The sequence below is a fragment of the Bacillus sp. FSL M7-0307 genome (assembly GCF_038627835.1).
GTDB lineage: Bacteria > Bacillota > Bacilli > Bacillales > Bacillaceae > Bacillus > Bacillus altitudinis.
In genome coordinates, this window is sequence record NZ_CP152023.1 from 2,200,839 (window position 1) to 2,219,192 (window position 18,354).

The window sequence follows — 18,354 nt, forward strand, 5'->3', positions numbered from 1 at the left end:
ATTTCTATCTACATATATAATGCCTTATTCCTATGAAAACCAATTCAGGAATAAGAGTTGTCTCATCATGATAAACTGTTTACAGTTTACCACAATTGCTCGAGGACCCTCAAATCTAGGCTGTTTTTAGTGATCTCGTGAGGCAATCAGATCGCATAAATCATGCAGCAAGTTTTGCTCTAACTCAAGATTTGAGACAATTTCTTTCGCACGAGTGATATGTTCATCCAGCTTTTCTTTTGCTCCTGAAAGCGTTAATAAAGAAGGATATGTCGACTTTTCATTTGCTGTATCGGAGCCGATCCGCTTTCCTATTTTCTCTTCGCTGCCTTCAAGATCTAAAATATCATCACGGATTTGAAAAGCAATACCAATATGATAGCTGAATTCTCTCAGCTTTTCGATCTCATCATCAGGTGCACCTGCCAGTATCGCACCAGCAACCACACTAAAGGTGAGTAGCTTTCCTGTTTTGCGCGCATGAATCGATTCTAGTTCAGAAAGAGGAATTTGTTTCTGTTCTGCTTCCATATCATCAAATTGCCCGCCAACCATTCCGAGTGCACCTGCTGATGTAACAAGTTCATCGATGATTCTAAGCTTTTGATCAGCAGGTACATCGTCAGATAATTGCGATGTAATCAGACGGAAGCTTTCAGTGAGCAGCGCATCACCTGCAAGAACGGCTGTTGCCTCGCCATATACTTTATGGTTGGTCGGCTTTCCTCTGCGCAGATCATCATCGTCCATACAAGGAAGATCATCATGTATCAAGGAATACGTATGAATCATTTCCACTGCGCAGCCTACTGGTATACCGTCTTCTTCCCTTTTTCCATACGCATTTAAAAGAGCAAGAACAAGCACAGGACGCAGTCTTTTTCCGCCAGCTTTCAGAGAATAAAGCATAGAAGATTTCAGCTCTTCTGGAATAGACAATTCCTGCACATATGTAAATAAATAATCTTCAATTGCTTGTTTTCGTGTTGTTAAAAATTCGTTTAAGTTACTTGTCACCAGCATCTGCCTCCTTCACTGAAAAAGGAGCCAGTTCACCGTCCTCTTTTAAAATGAAATCCATTTGCTTTTCAACATGCTGTAATTTTTCATGGCAAAGTTTTGAGAGTGTCATGCCCTCTTGGAAATAGTGGATGGCTTGTTCAAGCGGTACATCGCCTTCTTCGAGCTTTCCCACAATCTCTTCAAGTCCTTTCATGGCCTCTTCAAATGTCATTTGTTCTTCTTTTTGTTTATTTGATTCTGTCATGATGATTGCCCTCCTTCTCAATAACCTCACAAATCAGACGTCCATCCTTCATTGTAATCGTCAGTTGATCCTTCGTTTCTACTTGATTCACACTTTTAATGAGCTCATCTTCTTTATAGGCTAAACTATAGCCTCTTTCCATGACTTGAAGCGGATTTAATGCATTTAGTTTACCAAGAACCGATTGGAACTGCGAATGAATTGATTTCATTTGCACATTCATGCTCCGAGTGAGCTGTTCTGTTTCATTGGCGTGGCGTTTTTTCGCCTGAAGCAGCTGCTCTTTTGGATGAAGCGGCTTCAGCCTATATGTTTGGCGGTCAAGTTGACTGCGTTTTTGTTCCATTTGTCTTGTCAGCTGTTTTTGAAAACGATCAAATACCATATCAAATTGCTGCTCTTTTTGCTCTTGTAATCGCTTTGGAAAACGGAAAGCATAAGAGGATTGAAGTGCCACAAGACGGTCTTTTGCTTGTGACGTTCGATTTTTTACCGCTCTTGTTAACCGAATGTCGATTGATTTGATTCGTTCGATTAAGTCGGCGGTGCTTGGAACAGCTAGTTCTGCTGCTCCTGTTGGTGTGGGTGCTCTCATGTCTGCAGTGAAATCACTAATGGTAAAGTCTGTTTCGTGCCCAACCGCAGAAATGATTGGAATGTCTGATGCGAAGATCGCTCTTGCGACTGCTTCTTCATTAAAGGCCCAAAGTTCTTCAATCGATCCTCCGCCTCTCCCGACAATCAAGACATCACAAAGCTGTTTTTCATTGGCTTCTTTAATCCGTTCCACAATCGAACGCGGAGCATTTTCTCCTTGGACTAATGCCGGAAGCACAATGATCTTGGCCTGCTGATAGCGCCGATTGATCGTGGTAATGACATCTCGAACAGCTGCTCCTGTTGGGGATGTAATAACACCAACAACCTCTGGAAATTCAGGAATTGTTTTTTTATAGCGCTCATCAAATAAGCCTTCACTTGCTAGTTTCTTCTTCAGCTCTTCATAGGCAAGATGAAGAGCACCAACACCATCAGGCTGCATTTCTTTTGCATATAATTGATAGCTTCCGCTCGGTTCGTAGACTTGAATTCCGCCACGTACGAACACTTTCATTCCGCTCTTTGGTGAAAAAGGTAGCTTGGACGCGGAGCGCTGGAACATAACAGCTTGCATACGTGCATTTTCGTCCTTTAAGGTGAAATAAACATGCCCCCTTGAATGAATCTTCACATTTGATAACTCACCTTTGATCCAAATATCTTCTAAATGAGGGTCAACATCAAATTTTCTTTTTATGTATTTTGTAAGGGCTGTGACCGTCACAAAGGCTTTTTCACTCATGACGTATTCCTCCTCTTCAAAAACGCACATTCATCCACCGGCAGCACGCAGGTGGATGAATGGATCAAGCTTATGATAATGTACGTTTTGCTGATTTAACCGTATTGTGTGCAAGCATCGTAATTGTCATTGGACCCACTCCGCCAGGGACTGGTGTGATGTATGAAGCTTTTTCTTTTGCTGCTTCAAAGTCAACGTCCCCTACAAGTTTCCCTGTTTCTAGACGATTGACTCCTACATCAATGACAATAGCGCCTTCTTTAATTTGGTCAGCTTTAATAAAGTTTGCTCGACCGACGGCAACAACTAAAATGTCCGCTTTTAACGTATGTTCTGAAATGTTCGCCGTTCTTGAATGACAGTAGGTGACGGTTGCATTTTCATTTAATAGCAATTGTCCAACTGGTTTGCCGACGATATTGCTTCGTCCTACAACGACCACTTCTTTACCAGAGAGATCCACACCTGTTTTGTTCAATAATTCAACAATACCTGCTGGTGTGCAAGGGAGGAATGTGTCTTCCCCAAGTAGCATTTTCCCGATATTCAGCGGATGAAAACCATCTACGTCTTTCTCTGGTGAAATTCGTTCAATGACGGCTTTTTCAGAAATATGTTTTGGCAGTGGAAGCTGAACAAGAATTCCGTGGAATTGATCATTTGCATTGTACTGATCAATCATCTTTAGCAATTCCTCTTCTGTTAAAGAAGCATCTAAATGATCAAGCTGGAAATGCATGCCCATGGCTTCTGCTGCTTTTTTCTTCCCGCGTACGTAAGAAAGTGAAGCCGGATCATCACCGATTAGAATAACGGCAAGACCAGGTGTGACTCCTTTTTGTTTTAGCTCTTCTACTTCTTTTGCTAATTGTTCACGCTTTTCTTTTGCTGTTTCTTTCCCATCGATGATTGTTGCTGTCATGTCGAATCCTCCTATTACTGCTTTAGGTCGTTTTTAATGTTTGAAAGTACACCATTTACAAATTTCGTCGCCTTATCGTCACCGAACAATTTAGCCAGTTCAATGGCTTCATTCATTGAAACACTCACCGGGATATCTTCTTGATATACCATTTCGTACACAGACAGCCTTAAAATGGCTCTGTCTACGTTCGCAATACGATCAAGTTTCCAATTCACAAGATGCTGTGAAATCATGTCATCGAGCTTGTCCTTTTGTTCGAGCACACCGAAAACCAGTTCCTCGAAAAAAGGATCTGATTCTTGTTCATCCAGCGCATGTGTAATGGCCTCTTTCGGATCAATATTGCTGACATCAATTTGAAATAATGTTTGTAGCGCCTTTTCTCTTGCAGTTCTTCTTTTCATTATTTACTCCTTTAACCACTTTATCCGCTTGTCGTTAAGCCATACAGAGATCATAACATATTTTGACCGTAGTCGCACCAAGATCCATGCGAGCTATGACGAAAAACGAATCTCTCCATGCGTGACGTAATCATCATGCGGAATTTCCCCAAAAATGGGCTTTAAAAAACCAAAGAGGCAATGCCTCCTTGGTTTCACTTCAACCCTTTTTACATTTCTTGATCAACTTCAGCTTCAGCTGTTTTTGTATCAAATTGAATGCCGACGACATGAATGTTGATTTCATTAATCGTTAAGGCCGTCATGTTTAAAAGGGTTTGACGGATATTTTCTTGAACAGCAGTGGATACCTTTGGAATGGATAGGCCAAATTCAACCACACAATACACATCAATTGTGATGCCTTCATCAGAGACATCTACTTTCACACCTTTACGGTGATTTTTCTTCCCAAAGCGTTCTGCCACATCAGCAGCGAAGTTGCCGCGCATTTCCGCAATTCCTTCGACCTCTGATGCAGCGATCCCAGCAATGACTTCAATCACTTCTGGCGCAATTTGCACTTTTCCCAATTGATCTTCATCAAGGTTCATTTCAAGCAAATTGTTTTCTGACACGATCATTCACCTCCGAAAGCTGTTATTATTTCATAATTTGATACGTTTCTAAAAACTTCGTATTAAAATTACCGCTCACAAATGTTTCGTGCTCTAGTAATCTGAGGTGGAATGGAATCGTTGTGTAGACTCCTTCAATGACGAATTCTTGAAGCGCACGTTTCATTCTTGCAATTGCTTCTTCTCTCGTTTTACCATATGTGATCACTTTCGCAATCATACTATCGTAATATGGCGGAATCACATAACCAGGATAAGCGGCAGAATCAATACGTACTCCTAAACCGCCTGGCGGAAGGTACATTTTAATTTCACCAGCAGAAGGCATGAAGTTTTTCTCAGGGTTCTCTGCATTAATACGACATTCAATCGCCCAGCCTTCGTATACGACATCCTCTTGCGTAAGGGAAAGCTTTTCACCTGAAGCTACTTTGATCTGTTCTTTGATCAAATCAACACCAGTGACCATTTCCGTTACAGGATGCTCTACTTGGATACGTGTATTCATTTCCATGAAGTAAAACTTCTCTTCATTATAATCGTAAATGAATTCAACCGTTCCAGCACCTGTGTATTCAACAGCTTCGGCTGCTTTTACGGCAGCTTCACCCATTTGCTCACGAATATCTGCATTTAGTGCAGGTGATGGCGTTTCTTCCAAAAGCTTTTGCATTCTTCTTTGGATAGAACAATCACGTTCACCTAAGTGAATGGTATTCCCATGCTGATCAGCAAGGACTTGCATTTCAACGTGTCTAAAGTCTTCAATGAATTTCTCCAAATAGACACCTGGGTTCCCGAAGTTTTGTGCTGCTTCCTGCTGCGTGATGGTGACACCGTTAATGAGCTCTTCTTCTGTGCGAGCCACACGGATACCTTTACCACCGCCGCCTGCAGTTGCTTTAATAATGACAGGATACCCAATACCAGCTGCTGTTGAAACAGCATCATCAAGATCTTTTACAATTCCTTGAGAACCAGGGACAATTGGAACACCAGCTTGCTTCATTGTTTCTCTTGCCACATCTTTCGTTCCCATTTTGGAAATTGCTGACGCAGTTGGTCCAACAAAGATGACATTACATTCCTCGCAAAGCTCTGCAAAGTCTGCATTTTCAGCAAGGAAACCATATCCTGGATGGATGGCATCTGTACCTGTTAGTTTTGCCACACTGACAATATTTGTCACATTTAAATAACTATCTTTTGAAGCAGTCGGTCCGATGCAATATGCTTCATCAGCCATTTGAACATGCAGCGCATCACGATCCGCTTCAGAAAATACCGCAACTGTTTCAATTCCAAGCTCTTTACAAGCACGGATGATTCTAACTGCGATTTCTCCTCTGTTTGCAATTAATAGCTTTTTAATCATGATCGTACTCCTTACTCTGCTTTCACTAGAAAGAGGGGTTGTCCGAATTCTACAAGCTGACCGTTTTCAGCTAATACTTCGACGATTTCGCCTTTTACTTCTGCTTCGATTTCATTAAACAGTTTCATCGCTTCAACGATACATACAACTGAGTTTTCCTTCACTTTAGAACCTGTTGTCACATATGGATCTGCTTCTGGTGAAGAAGAAGCGTAAAATGTGCCAACCATTGGGGATGTGATTTTATGCAGGTTTTCAGACGCAGTTGCCTCTTGTGCAGGGGCTTCGGTCTGAGCTGGAGCTTGTGCTTTAGGAGCTTGTTGAGCTGGAGCTGCTTGGACAGGAGCCACTGGTGCTTGTGCCGCAACTTGCTGAACGACTTCTTTATTTTTCTTTAACTTGATTTTTGCACCTTCATTTTCGTACGTAAATTCATCAATTGTTGATTCGTCAATTAATTTAATTAGTTCATGAATCTCTTCAATTTTTAACATGGATTTGCACCCCTATGTATGGATTTATCTTTTTTTATAGGCTAGTACTAAAAGTACATACTATAACCATCTTACAGGAGGATTTCGTTGAATTCAACTATTAATGTGATGACACTCCTCGCACAAGCACCTGAAAAAGGGCGTCAACCCGCATGAAAAAACGCCCTTTTCAGAAAAGGGCGCTTGTGCATTTTTTATTGATTCGATGGCTCAAAAGTGACGGCTACGTTATCAAGCCCTCTCATTTCTTTTGTGACCAAATCAATAATATCTGCTGCTTGGGACTTTGATTTTTTATCAGAACGAACCGTGATGTTCACTTTATCTCCTTCTGCGCTGACGAGCGCATCTTTATATCCTTTTGTTTTGATTAATGTCTCCAGCTGACGCTCTGTTCCTTCTGCCTCACTAAGCGCTGTCATTTGATCATAAGCTTCACTTTTCTCTTGCGCTGTTGCATCATCGCTAGACACGATTTCGTTATACTCTTCACGCTGCTTGCTGCGCTTATCTTCCAGTTCAAGTCTGTAGGTTGTGAAAAGTTCATCGTCGGTCTGCTCTGAAACAGCCTTTCCTTCTTCTCCACTTGTTTCAACATCTTCTTGTTTCGCATTGGTTTCTTTGTCAGTTGATTTCTCTTCTGCGTTCTTTTCGGTTCCTTTGTCAGTCCCTTTTTCTGGCTCAGCCTTTTTCTCTTCCATTCCTTTTGATTTTGTATCTTCTACTGTCACAGCATTCTCACCTTGTGGAGACATGATATAGTACACACTTAATACGACAACTAAACTTAGCATCGTTAATAGCCAAACCGTTTGTTTTTTTAACATCATTCCGAATCCTCCTTGATTTTTTTAGGGGCAACAGCCACTCTATGGCTCGGTACATCAAGCACTCGTGTAACCGCTTCAATGATGGTTTTCTTTATTTGAACGTTGTCTACTCCTTGAGCAACAACGAGGACACCTCGAATGGCTGGCTTTTTCGTTTGGACAACAACAGGTGTTTCTTCATTTCCATTTTTAATAATGACAATCTCTTCTTCTTTTGTTTGATCCGTGACACTTCGCACGCCGCCTTCTTTGTCTGTTTCCTCGGTCGTAGTGCTTTTATTGGATTTGTTTTTTTCAAACACTTTTAAAGAAGTTGCGTCTACATTTACCACAATGGAAACATCCTCAACACCAATGATCGTTTCTAAAATCTCTTTCAGCTGATTTTCGTATTCTTGTTCAACATCCTCTATCGAGTTGTTTGACTTACCTGAAGAGGATGGTTTGAACACCGCCTGCTCTTCTGAGGATGTTTTTTTAGACGCAGGAACAGCAGCCTCTTGTTTGCTTGATGGCGGTGACAGAATCTGACTGACTAACATGAATGACACGCCGATGATGAAGACAAGCAGTAAGTAATGGTGCTTCGTTAATTTTGGTTTCCCTTCACCTTTTTCAGGTGCTTGGAACATTGATTTCAGTTTTTGTCTCCAGTCTTTGTTATTCATGATCTGCTGCGTCACCTCCCTCAATGTTCAGCGCAATGTGTTCAGGCCGTGTATTCCATACATCTGCAAGCGTCTCTTTCACCCTCGCCATCTCTTTTGCTGACGCCCCGGCGCTTTCCTCCTTTTGCCTGGAGAGATCAATGTCGACCTTTGCCACCGTTTCTACAGCATCACCTGTGAGCGGGACAAGGACTGCTTTGATGCGAAATTGATCTGCCTCCATATTCTGATCAAGGTGCTCCTCATCTGCCAACACTTCTACGTGTTTCATTTCATAGCTCTCCTTCTCCAGTGGCTCCTTTGCGCTTTTTTCTAGTTGGACAGCCATTTGCTTTAAAATATATGCACGCTGTGAAGCTTGTATTTCTTTTTTTTCTAAATTCATCTGATTTTTTATTTCTTCTGATTGCGCTTGGTCCTTCCCTTTCATGATTTCTGAGAAAATTTGGTCAGGATCTGCCCGGAATAACGCAAAGATCGGATTGAGCATCACCACAATTAACAGTAAGCTGACGACCATTTTTGCATACTTCTGCATGCTTGAATTGGGAAGCAAAAGATCAATCACAATCGCAAATAAAATAAATAGGATAATACTTGTGATCCATTCTGTGAGAAAACTCAAATGGTGTCCCCTCCTTACTTCATCATCATGGTGAGGTTGCCAGCTGTGATGATAACGGTAATGCTTAAAAAGAACATAAGCGATACAACAGCTAATGCAGCAAATATATAAAGAACACTTTTTGAAATGACATCAAGGCAGCTTATAATCGGCCCGCCCCCTAAAGGCTGAAGAATCGCAGCGGCCAATTTATAAATCAGAGCGAGCGACAGCACTTTAATCGCTGGGAAAGCCGCAATTGAAATCAAAATGGCGACGCCTACAAGACCAACCGTATTTTTCAGCAGCACAGAAGCGCTGATGACGGTATCTGTCGCATCAGTAAACATTCTGCCAAGGACAGGGATGAAATTTCCGGTAATAAATTTGGCTGTGCGAAGAGCGATGCCATCAGTGATAGCAGCAGATGCCCCCTGTACAGAAATGACGCCGAGGAATACGGTTAAAAAAACAGCAAGCCCCCCAATAGCTACATTTCTTAACAGCTGGGCAAGCTGGGTCACTTTGTATTGTTCGGTCAATGTACTGACGATGCTCAAGATCGCTGATAAAAAGATGAGCGGAAGAACGACATATTGAATAAAAACACCGCTCGTGTTCATTAAAAACAAAATCACAGGATGAAAGAATCCGGCTGAGACAAGCCCGCCTGATGAGGCAATAAGTGCTAATAAAAGAGGAATAAGAGCAAGAATAAAACTAGTCATCGTTTGAATGGCTTCTGTTGCATAAGAGATCGCAACATGAAAACTGTTTAATGCAATAATGATAAGCACCATATAAACAAGAGCGTATGCAACTTTACTAACAGTGCTTTGCTCAAACGCATTTTGTAAAAGCTGCAAAAGCGAACAAAAGATGGTGAGTAATATAAGTGTGCCTAAGAGCTTTCCATTGGCAATCAGCTCATGAAACAGATAATGAACAAAAGCCTTCAGCCACGTTTGGGGAGATAGCTCTTTATCGCCATCGATCATTTCCTTCACTGTACCTTTTTGGCTTTCAGGCAGAAAGCCGCCATACTCGTCCAATATCGTTTCCCAAAAGTCACTGATAGAATGAAGCTCTAAGGCATCAGCCTGTCCACCCGCAACTTCTTCTGCGACCGGTTCTTCACTTGATAAAGGCACACTTTCTTCTGCACCTGCATACGGAACGATCATCCAAAAGAACATCATAAACCCCAGCACAGCTGTCACCCGTTTCATCATCATCACCTCTTTTCCATCAAGTCATAGACGGGATCATACCTAGGATCGTCTCAATGATGACCGTTAAAATCGGTACCGCCATGACCAAAATAAGAATCTTGCCGCCAAGCTCTATTTTTGAAGCGATGGCGCCTTGTCCAGCATCCTTTGTGAGCTGGGCACCAAATTCTGCAATATAGGCAATGCCAATGATTTTCAAAATGGTTTCAACGTATTTCATATTGACGCCTGCACTTGCTGCAATTTTTTCAATCATGGAGATAATGGCATAGATTTGATCGATTAAATAAAGGAAAATGACACACCCAGTAAACACAACAAGCATAAAGGCGAAGGTTGGCTTTTGTTCTTTGACGATTAATGCTAGAAAAGTAGCGATTAAACCAAGTCCAACAATTTGAATGATTTCGATTTGTAAGCCCTCCCCTATCCTTGAAATAGAAATACGGCTTTAATCTTCTTAAACAAATCATCCACAATGGTAGCAACCATAAATAAAATGTAGATAAATCCAAGCAGTGTCACCCACTGTGCGTACTCTTTTTTCCCCATTTGATCTAAAATCGTATGGAGAAAAGCCACGACGATACCCACTCCCGCAATTTGGAATATGACGTTTACATCAACGCCCATGCTCTCGACTCCCTTCCTCTCACATCAATAACAGAATCAGTAGTAACCCACTTAGAAAACCAAGACTTCTCACCATTTTTTCATTTTTTGCTTGGGCGACTTCAGCTTCTTTCTCCTCTGATTCCAAATGGCCTAAAGCTAGCTTGATATATTTTTGTTGAGCCGTCACATCATGCTGACCAAGGGTTTCTCCAAAGTGCTTCAGCGCCTCATATTCGCCTTTTTTTAATACGGTTTTTTTCCATACATCCTCTAGACTTTCATTCCATGCATGCCTCGCAGAAAAAGTTCCGACGTTGAGTTTTTCTGCAAATTGTTCAAATAGCCGATTCACAGGCGGTCCTACTTGGGACGCAATTTGGTCAGCGGCTCTAGCTAAAGGAGTTTGACCATACATAATTTCAGCTTCAAGAGATTGGAGTGCAAATCGGAGCTGGCGGATTTGCTTTGGCCGATCACTGTACCGCTTCGCAAACTCGAATCCTCCCCATGTCGTAGCCGCAACAATGAAAATAGCACCAATAAGCTTTAACATACGTCCACTCCCCGCCTCCGCTTCAGCTCTTGTCCATCTTGGTCAAATATCCGTCCGATCGTGCCAGGCCCTTTTTCTCTATTTAATTCCACATATCGCTCAAACACACGAAGCTGCCATAACGGTTCAAATGATGGCCGTTTAGATAAGTCTTCAAGTGAATACCCATGAGCTGAGACGATAATGGTGACTCCAGCATGGATTGCTTCTAACAGTGCCTGTACATCTTCACTTTTTCCGATTTCATCGACAATGATGACTTCCGGGCTCATGGATCTGATCATCATCATTAATCCTTCAGCCTTTGGGCACGCATCAAGTACATCAATCCGGTGCCCAAAAGAATGCTGCGGCACTCCTCTTATACAACCTGCGATTTCAGATCGTTCATCTACAATCCCTGTTTTTCTAGGAGAAATGGCTGTTGTTCCTGTACTGACAAGACGTGCTAGATCACGCAGCAATGTCGTTTTCCCGGTTTGCGGCGGACCTATAATCAGTGTGTTACACCAATGTTTTTCATATAAATAAGGGAGAAACGGCAAAGCAATTCCGATCTTCTCTTTTGCGATGCGAATATTAAATGAAGAAATATCTCTTAAGCCTTTGACGAATCCATTTTCGACGATGACCTTTCCAGCAAGCCCAACCCGATGTCCGCCAGATATGGTGATATAGCCCTGTTTTAACTCTTCCTCAAGTGTGTACATGCTGTAATTACTGAGCCTGCCTAATAGCTGAGCCGCATCTTCACCTGTTGTATGATAGGAAAGAAAGCGTGGTTTTCCACCTTGCATCAGCTCAATCGGGCGATCGGTGCGAATGCGGATTTCTTCTATTTGCGCCCACTCTGCTTCTTTTAACACGCTGAGTTCTTGTCCAATTGAGTGCGGGAGAATATCCAACAAACTCCGCAACGAATTCCCCTCCTTTTTTTCTTCTCTAAAATGTATGATGCATGCCGTTAATTATGCCAAGCCATTTCACTTATAAATTCCAACAAGAATAAATACGACACCAATGAAAATAAACACAAGCTTCGCATAGGATAACTGCCCTGCAATTTGATAGATTCCAATCGTCATCGTGATAATAAAAATGAGCGGCCCGATGATCGCTAATATACTATTGATGACAACCGCTTTACGCACATCATTTGTCACTAAAATGAGGATGGCGGCCGTCAGTTCAATCGCGGCAGATAAAAACCTCATCCCTGCCATGGCAGCGACTGATGGGTGTATGCCCGGGAGAAATTGTTTCATATAGAACCTCCAGCTTTTTTTACACTATATGCTTCACTAGCTAGAAGTAGTCTTGTTTTTCAAAAGGAAGAGAGATGGATGAGAGAATAGAGTAAGGGGTGTCATAACGAGGCGTCCTATTTTTCCAAATAAAAAAAGACTGTAAACACGAGGTTTACAGTCTCAGATAGTTGACAAAGGGCTAAAATGAACTTGATTTTAGCCCTTTGTCTTCTTTTCAGCGTGATAGAAAACCTTTGGAGTCTAGGAAGAACGAGCACTGGCGCGGAGCGAATTTGACATTCGTGAGCACCAGCGCGCAGGACTGACAAAGAATGCGAGGGTTTGCCTACACGCTGAGACTGTAAACACGAGGTTTACAGTCTCTCTCCGTTCATTACGCTCTTGAAACGTATGAACCGTCAGATGTATTGATCACTAGTTTATCACCTTGGTTCACAAAGAAAGGAACGTTCACGATTAAACCAGTTTCTGTTTTTGCAGGTTTTGATCCACCTGATGTCGTATCACCTTTAATACCAGGCTCTGTTTCTACTACTTCTAGTTCTACAGTGTTTGGAAGTTCCACTCCAAGTGTTTCATCACCGTACATGACGATTTGAACCGACATATTTTCAAGCAAATATTTCAACTCATCTTTGATTTGCGCTTCGCTTAGTTCAAGCTGTTCGTATGAACTTGTATCCATGAATACATGCTGATCGCCATTTGCATATAAATATTGCATTGTTTTTGTTTCAATTTGAGCTTTCGCTACTTTTTCACCTGCACGGAATGTTTTTTCTTGAATCGCACCTGTACGCAGGTTACGCAGTTTCGAACGGACAAACGCTGCGCCTTTTCCTGGTTTTACGTGTTGGAAATCCACTACACGCCAAATACCGCCGTCCACTTCAATTGTCAGGCCTGTACGAAAATCGTTTACTGAAATCATTTTGTCATCCTCCTACATTTCACCATCATAATATGATAAGTTCTTTCGGTGAGTGGGTCAATCGTTTATTGCCGTCAGCTGTCAGGACAATATCATCCTCAATTCTCACGCCGCCGACATCCGGCAAGTAAATGCCTGGTTCAACTGTCACAACCATTCCCTCTTCTAACACGACATCTGAGCGTGAGGAAAGGCCAGGTGCTTCATGTACTTCCATACCAAGCCCATGTCCAGTCGAATGCCCGAAGTATTGACCGTAGCCATACTTTTCAATGATGTCTCGTGTGATGCGATCAGCTTCTTTTCCTGTTAAGCCTGGCTTGATTTTATCCACACCAGCGTTTTCTGCTTCTAATACGATATGATAAATTTCCTTTAATTTGTCGCTTGGTGTTCCTACAGCAATGGTTCTTGTCATGTCTGAACAATAGCCTTTATAATAGGCACCGAAATCCAGTGTCACCAAGTCACCAGATTCAATCACCTTTTCGCTCGCTCTCCCGTGTGGCAGGCTTGAACGAACGCCAGAGGCAACAATCATATCGAATGAAGATCCTTCTGCCCCTTCTTTTCTCATGAAAAATTCAAGCTCGTTCATGACCGCAATTTCTGTCAGGCCCGGCTTGATGTACGTGAGAATATGATCAAAGGCATGATCTGCAATCTTCGCAGCTTCCTCTAATATCTTAATCTCTTCATTAGACTTAATCAAGCGCAACTTTTCAACTGATTCCGAGACTGGAACAAGCTCGATACCGCTTGCTTTCCCCGAGTACTGCTGGTAGGTGGCAAATGTCATATGGTTTTGTTCAAAACCAAGACGTTTCACCCCAAATTCGTTTGCCGTTTGGACAGCAGTTTCCACAATGTTTCCTTTATGTTCAATGATGTCATAGCCCTTTACTTGATCCTTGGCTTGCTCTGTGTAACGAAAATCCGTAATAAAGGCGGCTCGATCCTTTGAAACGATGGCAAGACCCGCTGATCCAGTAAAACTCGTCATATAATGTAAATTAAAGCTGCTCGTAATCACTAAACCATCTATGTCTAATTCGGCTAAAAGTTTTCTTAGTTTTTCAAGTTTCATGATACTGCTCCCCCTTCACTGACTAAATAACGAATCGCCAATTTATATCCTTCTAAACCAAGTCCAACGATTTGACCTTGGCATACTGGAGCAAGAACCGAATGATGGCGGAATTCCTCTCTCTTATGAACATTTGTGATATGTACTTCGATGACAGGTAACGTAATACTTGCAATGGCATCTCTCAGTGCATAACTATAGTGGGTAAAAGCACCCGGGTTAAACACGACGCCATCGTACTGATCTTCTGCTTCATGGAGCGCATCGACCAAATCTCCCTCGTGATTCGATTGAAAGAACGTCAATTGAATATTCGCTCTTTCTGCAAACTGAAACAAATCCGTTTCTAAATCTGTTAATGTTTTACTTCCATAAACTCCTGGCTCTCTCTTGCCGAGCCTATTTAAGTTGGGCCCATTCAGCACTAGAAAATGAGGCATATGACCACTCCTTCACCCTAATTCACTCTATATCGATGTCTGTTTCTTTTTCCTTAGAAACCTTTCGTTTCCAAAAATAATTTTATCATATGAAAGGTGGATTTACACTTTATTCTGTCTTTTTCCCGAGTGCTCTTGCAAGCTTCTGACTCGTTAATTCATTGTATTCAAATGAAATACTGTATCCGACAAACATGCCATATAAAATATATAGGCAAAATGTCGTCACAATGGTGCTTTGCTGCAAATCTTGCACTTGCTTCACATCGGGGAATATAGGATTAAATACATAAAAAACAAGCAGCCACAAAATCCCTCCATAAATCAGTCCCATCCAAAAACCTTTGATCCGTTTGAGCAGTCCATAATAAATAAAGGCTGCCCCAATAGATAAAATCCCTAAAAGAACAATACTCATAAATGTACCAAGTCCGCCTTTTTTCCATTCACCAAGCACAAATGGCTGCAACAGCATATTTGGACTCACCTCTGAAAAATGAAACATATGGGTCAGAAATCCGATAAAGCCCCAAAAAACTCCGCCGACAAAACCTGTGGCTGCTGCCCTTGCCACCATTGAAGACGTTTGTACTGATTGATTTTTTTCTTCTTGGTTTTTCTTTTCATCACGTTTCATATGAACACCTCCAGCAAGTAGTATGTCCAAAATGTCATGAAAAAAAAGGATTTCCGTGCGAGAGTGTAAAATTTTTATAACAGGGTATACTGGCTAAAAAGAGGTAGATAGAATTCTAGTAGATAATCGACCTGTGAGCTAGTGATTTCCCCTCTTTTCCTGTACAATAAAGGTATAAGGAAATGCATGTAAATTACAGGAAACAGGCAGGTTGATGAAATATGTCCAATCAAACAAAACCTCCAGCATATGGAGGGCAGGCAGTTGTGGAAGGTGTCATGTTCGGAGGTAAAAAGAACTATGTGACAGCGATCCGGCGTAAGGATCAATCCATTGAGTTTTTAAAGCTTCCCCGGACCTCCAATAAACGAACCGCCTTTCTTAAGAAAATCCCTTTTGTCAGGGGTGTTGCTGCACTTGTTGAAGCAAGCGCAAACGGCAGTAAGCACTTAAACTTCTCCAGCGAGCGCTATGACTTAGATCCTTCTGAAGATCATTCTCTTGAAAAAGAACAAAAAAGCTCGAAATTATCAATGATCTTCGGCATTGCTGTGATCGGAGTTCTCTCTCTTCTTTTTAGTAAATTTGTCTTTACTTTAGTGCCTGTCTTTTTAGCCGAACTTGTGCGTCCGGTGTTTTCTGGAAACTTCGCACAAATTGCAGTGGAAACATTCTTTAAATTGATCCTGTTATTAGGCTATATTTACTTTATTTCCATGACCCCTTTAATTAAAAGGGTATTTCAATATCATGGGGCAGAACATAAAGTCATAAACTGCTATGAACAGAATCTTGACATCACAGTGGAAAATGTCCAAAGCCAATCTCGCCTGCATTATCGATGCGGAAGCAGCTTTATTTTATTCACTGTCATTGTCGGCATGTTCGTCTATTTACTCGTACCGACAGATCCTTTATGGGTGAGAGTTCTGAATCGTCTGGCGCTTATTCCGGTTGTTTTGGGCATTTCATTTGAAGTGCTTCAGCTCACAAACAAACTCCGTGACGTGCCAGTGCTTAAAGTGCTTGGCTATCCTGGCCTTTGGCTGCAATTGCTCACAACAAAAGAACCCTCTGATGATCAAGTCGAGGTAGCCATTGCAAGTTTTAATGAACTTCTTCGTTTAGAGGAAGCATCTGCGAAACAAGCATCAGATTCTGCTCATCAAGTGATCTAGTTTATAAATCCGGTAAATTCTTTCGGAGGTGGACAGTTATGAATCGCCGAGTACATCCTGCTTTTACCATTATTTTCGCTTTAGGTGTTTTGGGATTTGTGTATTTACTCACAACGAATCCAAGCAGACTCTTTACAATGCTGCTATCAGTTGTGATCATTGGAGCGGTTATGTTCTTCCTATTTAGATGGCTGATGAATCGAAGAACTGGAACAGAAGGAAATCTTTATCGTAAAGCAGTCAAACAATCAAAACGTCGCTACCAGCAGCCTAAACCAAAAACGAAAAGCCAGATGAAAAACCGGGTCACTCATTTGCGAAGCGTGCCGACTGACCACAAGTCGAAGCCCGTCCTTCTCAAAAAGAAAAGCCAAACACATTTGACAGTGATTGAAGGCAAGAAAAACAAAAAGAAAAATCGCGCCTTATTTTAAAATGTCCAGCTCTTTAAAAATTGCTCGGCCTTCTGTCTGCCTAGATCGACGAGCGCCCTTTTCTTTTCTGTCATGAGATGAAAATCAGTGGCAATGACGTGTTCTACAGGAATAAAAATAATATGACGTTCGTGTTTTGTGGCAATATGTCTTTCGTCATGAGCACCACGCATCGTTTCAAATAGAGCGCCAAACAGTTCAAACGCATTGCGGATGGAATGTTGAGGGCGTTCTTTTTCGTTTGGGGTTAATGTGACACCGACAAACGGTCTTTTTTTCTCTTCTGCAAATAGCCAAATGGGAAAGTTGCTGAGCACGCCGCCATCCACTATGGTACAAATTCCCTTTGAAGACCTCAGTTTGACAGGTTCGAAAAAATACGGCAGACTGCAGCTCATCCGAATGGCCCTGGCAACAGAAAACCGTTCTGGATTTAACCCATAGGAAGGAAGGTCATCTGGAAGGACGAGGATTTTGCCATTTGTTAAATCAGAAGCGACGATTTTGAGCGTATCTTTTTTCAGATCCCCAAATACGGTGACGCCTTTTCGTTTTAACACGTCTGTCAGCCATTTTTCTAGACGGTCACCTTTGTAAAGACCAAGACGCCAATAAATAGACACCCACCTGAGCATTTTAAACGGGATGAATTGACACCTTCGGTCAAGCAATTGATGCTCATCCATTTCGTCTAACAGCTCCCGAATCTCCTGACTCGTAAAACCCGCTGCGATGAGTGAAGCAATGATCGCTCCCGCACTTGTTCCAGCGAGACGGACAAATTGAAATCCTCTTGCTTCAAGCGCTTCATAGGCGCCTGCAAGTGCTGCACCCTTAATGCCTCCACCTGAGAACACACCATCTATCTTCATCAAGGAGCCCCCTTTTCTGTCACACTATTAATAGTGTAGGAGCAATTGCCTTTCATTAGAACTATATTCAAAAAGGACACCCATCGCCAGGTGTCCTTTTTCTTAAGATTCTTGATTTGTTTGTTCATTTTTCTTTTGAATCGCTTTCAGCTGAACAGATCGCTCATCGTTTTCTTCAAAGAATTGGACGAGGTCGCCAATACGGTCAATGCTGTTCCAGCTGAGATGATGCTCAATACCTTCTACATCATCATAAATTTTCTCTTCATCTACACCAATGATTCTTAAAAATTGCTCTAGCAGTTCATGTCTGTATACGAGACGTTTTCCAATTTTTTTGCCTTTCGGGGTTAAAATTAGACCACGATATTTCTCATAAATGAGGTATTCATCTTTATCTAGCTTCTGAACCATTTTTGTTACAGAGGAGGGATGGACAGCGAGGGCTTCTGCAATATCAGATACTCTTGCATATCCTTTTTCTTCTATCAGCATATAAATTTGTTCAATATAATCTTCCATACTAGGTGTAGTCATAAAACCCCTCCAAAATGCACCTTTACTTAATAATCATAACAATT

Annotated in this window: 25 protein-coding genes; 2 read left to right on the forward strand and 23 right to left on the reverse strand. The window is 41.8% G+C overall.

Going from position 1 to position 18,354, the window contains the following annotated elements:
- Positions 1–126: 126 nt before the first annotated feature.
- The 21 genes from MHI41_RS11190 to MHI41_RS11290 all read right to left on the reverse strand — a co-directional run bounded on the left by MHI41_RS11190 (position 127) and on the right by MHI41_RS11290 (position 15,289).
- Entirely contained in the window at positions 127–1,017 is an 891-nt protein-coding gene (locus MHI41_RS11190) for a polyprenyl synthetase family protein (protein ID WP_008342221.1), read from the reverse strand.
- Positions 1,007–1,267 (reverse strand): exodeoxyribonuclease VII small subunit, encoded by a 261-nt coding sequence (locus tag MHI41_RS11195; RefSeq protein ID WP_003215880.1) that lies wholly within the window; start codon positions 1,265–1,267, stop codon positions 1,007–1,009. Before MHI41_RS11195 ends, MHI41_RS11190 begins: the two co-directional genes overlap by 11 nt.
- Complete coding sequence (xseA, locus tag MHI41_RS11200) at positions 1,251–2,609, reverse strand: exodeoxyribonuclease VII large subunit (protein WP_342494197.1); 1,359 nt, start codon at positions 2,607–2,609, stop codon at positions 1,251–1,253. Before xseA ends, MHI41_RS11195 begins: the two co-directional genes overlap by 17 nt.
- A gap of 70 nt (positions 2,610–2,679) precedes the next feature.
- On the reverse strand, positions 2,680–3,531 hold the full coding sequence (folD, locus tag MHI41_RS11205) for a bifunctional methylenetetrahydrofolate dehydrogenase/methenyltetrahydrofolate cyclohydrolase FolD (RefSeq protein WP_007501171.1): 852 nt from the start codon (positions 3,529–3,531) through the stop codon (positions 2,680–2,682).
- 14 nt (positions 3,532–3,545) lie between these two features.
- Positions 3,546–3,938 (reverse strand): transcription antitermination factor NusB, encoded by a 393-nt coding sequence (gene nusB / locus MHI41_RS11210; protein ID WP_342494198.1) that lies wholly within the window; start codon positions 3,936–3,938, stop codon positions 3,546–3,548.
- Between the two features lie 209 nt (positions 3,939–4,147).
- Positions 4,148–4,555: an Asp23/Gls24 family envelope stress response protein gene (locus tag MHI41_RS11215; protein ID WP_017357965.1), complete on the reverse strand. Its 408-nt coding sequence runs from the start codon at positions 4,553–4,555 to the stop codon at positions 4,148–4,150.
- A 25-nt stretch (positions 4,556–4,580) separates the two neighbouring features.
- Positions 4,581–5,930, reverse strand: a complete 1,350-nt coding sequence (accC, locus tag MHI41_RS11220; RefSeq protein ID WP_342494199.1) for an acetyl-CoA carboxylase biotin carboxylase subunit — start codon at positions 5,928–5,930, stop codon at positions 4,581–4,583.
- Positions 5,931–5,941: 11 nt separating this feature from the next.
- A complete protein-coding gene (gene accB / locus MHI41_RS11225) occupies positions 5,942–6,424 on the reverse strand; it encodes an acetyl-CoA carboxylase biotin carboxyl carrier protein (protein ID WP_019743732.1) in 483 nt (160 codons plus the stop codon).
- A 194-nt stretch (positions 6,425–6,618) separates the two neighbouring features.
- Positions 6,619–7,251: a SpoIIIAH-like family protein gene (locus MHI41_RS11230; RefSeq protein WP_024718861.1), complete on the reverse strand. Its 633-nt coding sequence runs from the start codon at positions 7,249–7,251 to the stop codon at positions 6,619–6,621.
- Entirely contained in the window at positions 7,251–7,922 is a 672-nt protein-coding gene (gene spoIIIAG / locus MHI41_RS11235) for a stage III sporulation protein AG (protein ID WP_025207609.1), read from the reverse strand. The genes MHI41_RS11230 and spoIIIAG overlap by 1 nt, the downstream gene beginning before the upstream one ends.
- The gene (gene spoIIIAF, locus MHI41_RS11240) at positions 7,915–8,547 is read right to left on the reverse strand and encodes a stage III sporulation protein AF (RefSeq protein WP_007501185.1); all 633 of its coding nucleotides are present in this window, start codon (positions 8,545–8,547) and stop codon (positions 7,915–7,917) included. The genes spoIIIAG and spoIIIAF overlap by 8 nt, the downstream gene beginning before the upstream one ends.
- A 14-nt stretch (positions 8,548–8,561) precedes the next feature.
- Positions 8,562–9,710: a stage III sporulation protein AE gene (gene spoIIIAE, locus MHI41_RS11245; protein ID WP_230677075.1), complete on the reverse strand. Its 1,149-nt coding sequence runs from the start codon at positions 9,708–9,710 to the stop codon at positions 8,562–8,564.
- 64 nt (positions 9,711–9,774) lie between these two features.
- Complete coding sequence (gene spoIIIAD / locus MHI41_RS11250; RefSeq protein ID WP_087978339.1) at positions 9,775–10,188, reverse strand: stage III sporulation protein AD; 414 nt, start codon at positions 10,186–10,188, stop codon at positions 9,775–9,777.
- Positions 10,185–10,391, reverse strand: coding sequence for a stage III sporulation protein AC (gene spoIIIAC, locus MHI41_RS11255; protein WP_003153142.1), 207 nt, complete (start codon positions 10,389–10,391; stop codon positions 10,185–10,187). The genes spoIIIAD and spoIIIAC overlap by 4 nt, the downstream gene beginning before the upstream one ends.
- Positions 10,392–10,410: 19 nt before the next feature.
- Positions 10,411–10,926 (reverse strand): stage III sporulation protein SpoIIIAB, encoded by a 516-nt coding sequence (spoIIIAB, locus tag MHI41_RS11260; protein ID WP_007501189.1) that lies wholly within the window; start codon positions 10,924–10,926, stop codon positions 10,411–10,413.
- On the reverse strand, positions 10,920–11,843 hold the full coding sequence (gene spoIIIAA, locus MHI41_RS11265) for a stage III sporulation protein AA (protein WP_057079320.1): 924 nt from the start codon (positions 11,841–11,843) through the stop codon (positions 10,920–10,922). The genes spoIIIAB and spoIIIAA overlap by 7 nt, the downstream gene beginning before the upstream one ends.
- Before the next feature lie 66 nt (positions 11,844–11,909).
- The gene (locus tag MHI41_RS11270) at positions 11,910–12,191 is read right to left on the reverse strand and encodes a YqhV family protein (RefSeq protein WP_017367580.1); all 282 of its coding nucleotides are present in this window, start codon (positions 12,189–12,191) and stop codon (positions 11,910–11,912) included.
- A 376-nt stretch (positions 12,192–12,567) separates the two neighbouring features.
- Entirely contained in the window at positions 12,568–13,125 is a 558-nt protein-coding gene (efp, locus tag MHI41_RS11275) for an elongation factor P (protein WP_007501192.1), read from the reverse strand.
- A 25-nt stretch (positions 13,126–13,150) separates the two neighbouring features.
- On the reverse strand, positions 13,151–14,212 hold the full coding sequence (locus tag MHI41_RS11280; protein ID WP_007501193.1) for a Xaa-Pro peptidase family protein: 1,062 nt from the start codon (positions 14,210–14,212) through the stop codon (positions 13,151–13,153).
- Positions 14,209–14,652, reverse strand: a complete 444-nt coding sequence (gene aroQ / locus MHI41_RS11285) for a type II 3-dehydroquinate dehydratase (RefSeq protein ID WP_007501195.1) — start codon at positions 14,650–14,652, stop codon at positions 14,209–14,211. Before aroQ ends, MHI41_RS11280 begins: the two co-directional genes overlap by 4 nt.
- A 109-nt stretch (positions 14,653–14,761) precedes the next feature.
- Complete coding sequence (locus tag MHI41_RS11290) at positions 14,762–15,289, reverse strand: YqhR family membrane protein (protein ID WP_017367582.1); 528 nt, start codon at positions 15,287–15,289, stop codon at positions 14,762–14,764.
- Positions 15,290–15,510: 221 nt separating this feature from the next.
- Between MHI41_RS11290 and MHI41_RS11295 the strand changes: the two genes are divergently transcribed.
- Both MHI41_RS11295 and MHI41_RS11300 read left to right on the forward strand, forming a co-directional pair.
- On the forward strand, positions 15,511–16,467 hold the full coding sequence (locus MHI41_RS11295; protein WP_007501199.1) for a DUF1385 domain-containing protein: 957 nt from the start codon (positions 15,511–15,513) through the stop codon (positions 16,465–16,467).
- 38 nt (positions 16,468–16,505) lie between these two features.
- Complete coding sequence (locus MHI41_RS11300) at positions 16,506–16,901, forward strand: SA1362 family protein (protein ID WP_008342206.1); 396 nt, start codon at positions 16,506–16,508, stop codon at positions 16,899–16,901.
- Here the strand turns inward: MHI41_RS11300 and MHI41_RS11305 are convergent.
- Together MHI41_RS11305 and mntR are read right to left on the reverse strand one after the other, a co-directional pair.
- Positions 16,898–17,773, reverse strand: coding sequence for a patatin-like phospholipase family protein (locus tag MHI41_RS11305; protein ID WP_017357971.1), 876 nt, complete (start codon positions 17,771–17,773; stop codon positions 16,898–16,900). The genes MHI41_RS11300 and MHI41_RS11305 overlap by 4 nt on opposite strands.
- Positions 17,774–17,875: 102 nt before the next feature.
- Entirely contained in the window at positions 17,876–18,310 is a 435-nt protein-coding gene (gene mntR, locus MHI41_RS11310) for a transcriptional regulator MntR (RefSeq protein WP_003215946.1), read from the reverse strand.
- Between the last annotated feature and the right edge of the window lie 44 nt (positions 18,311–18,354).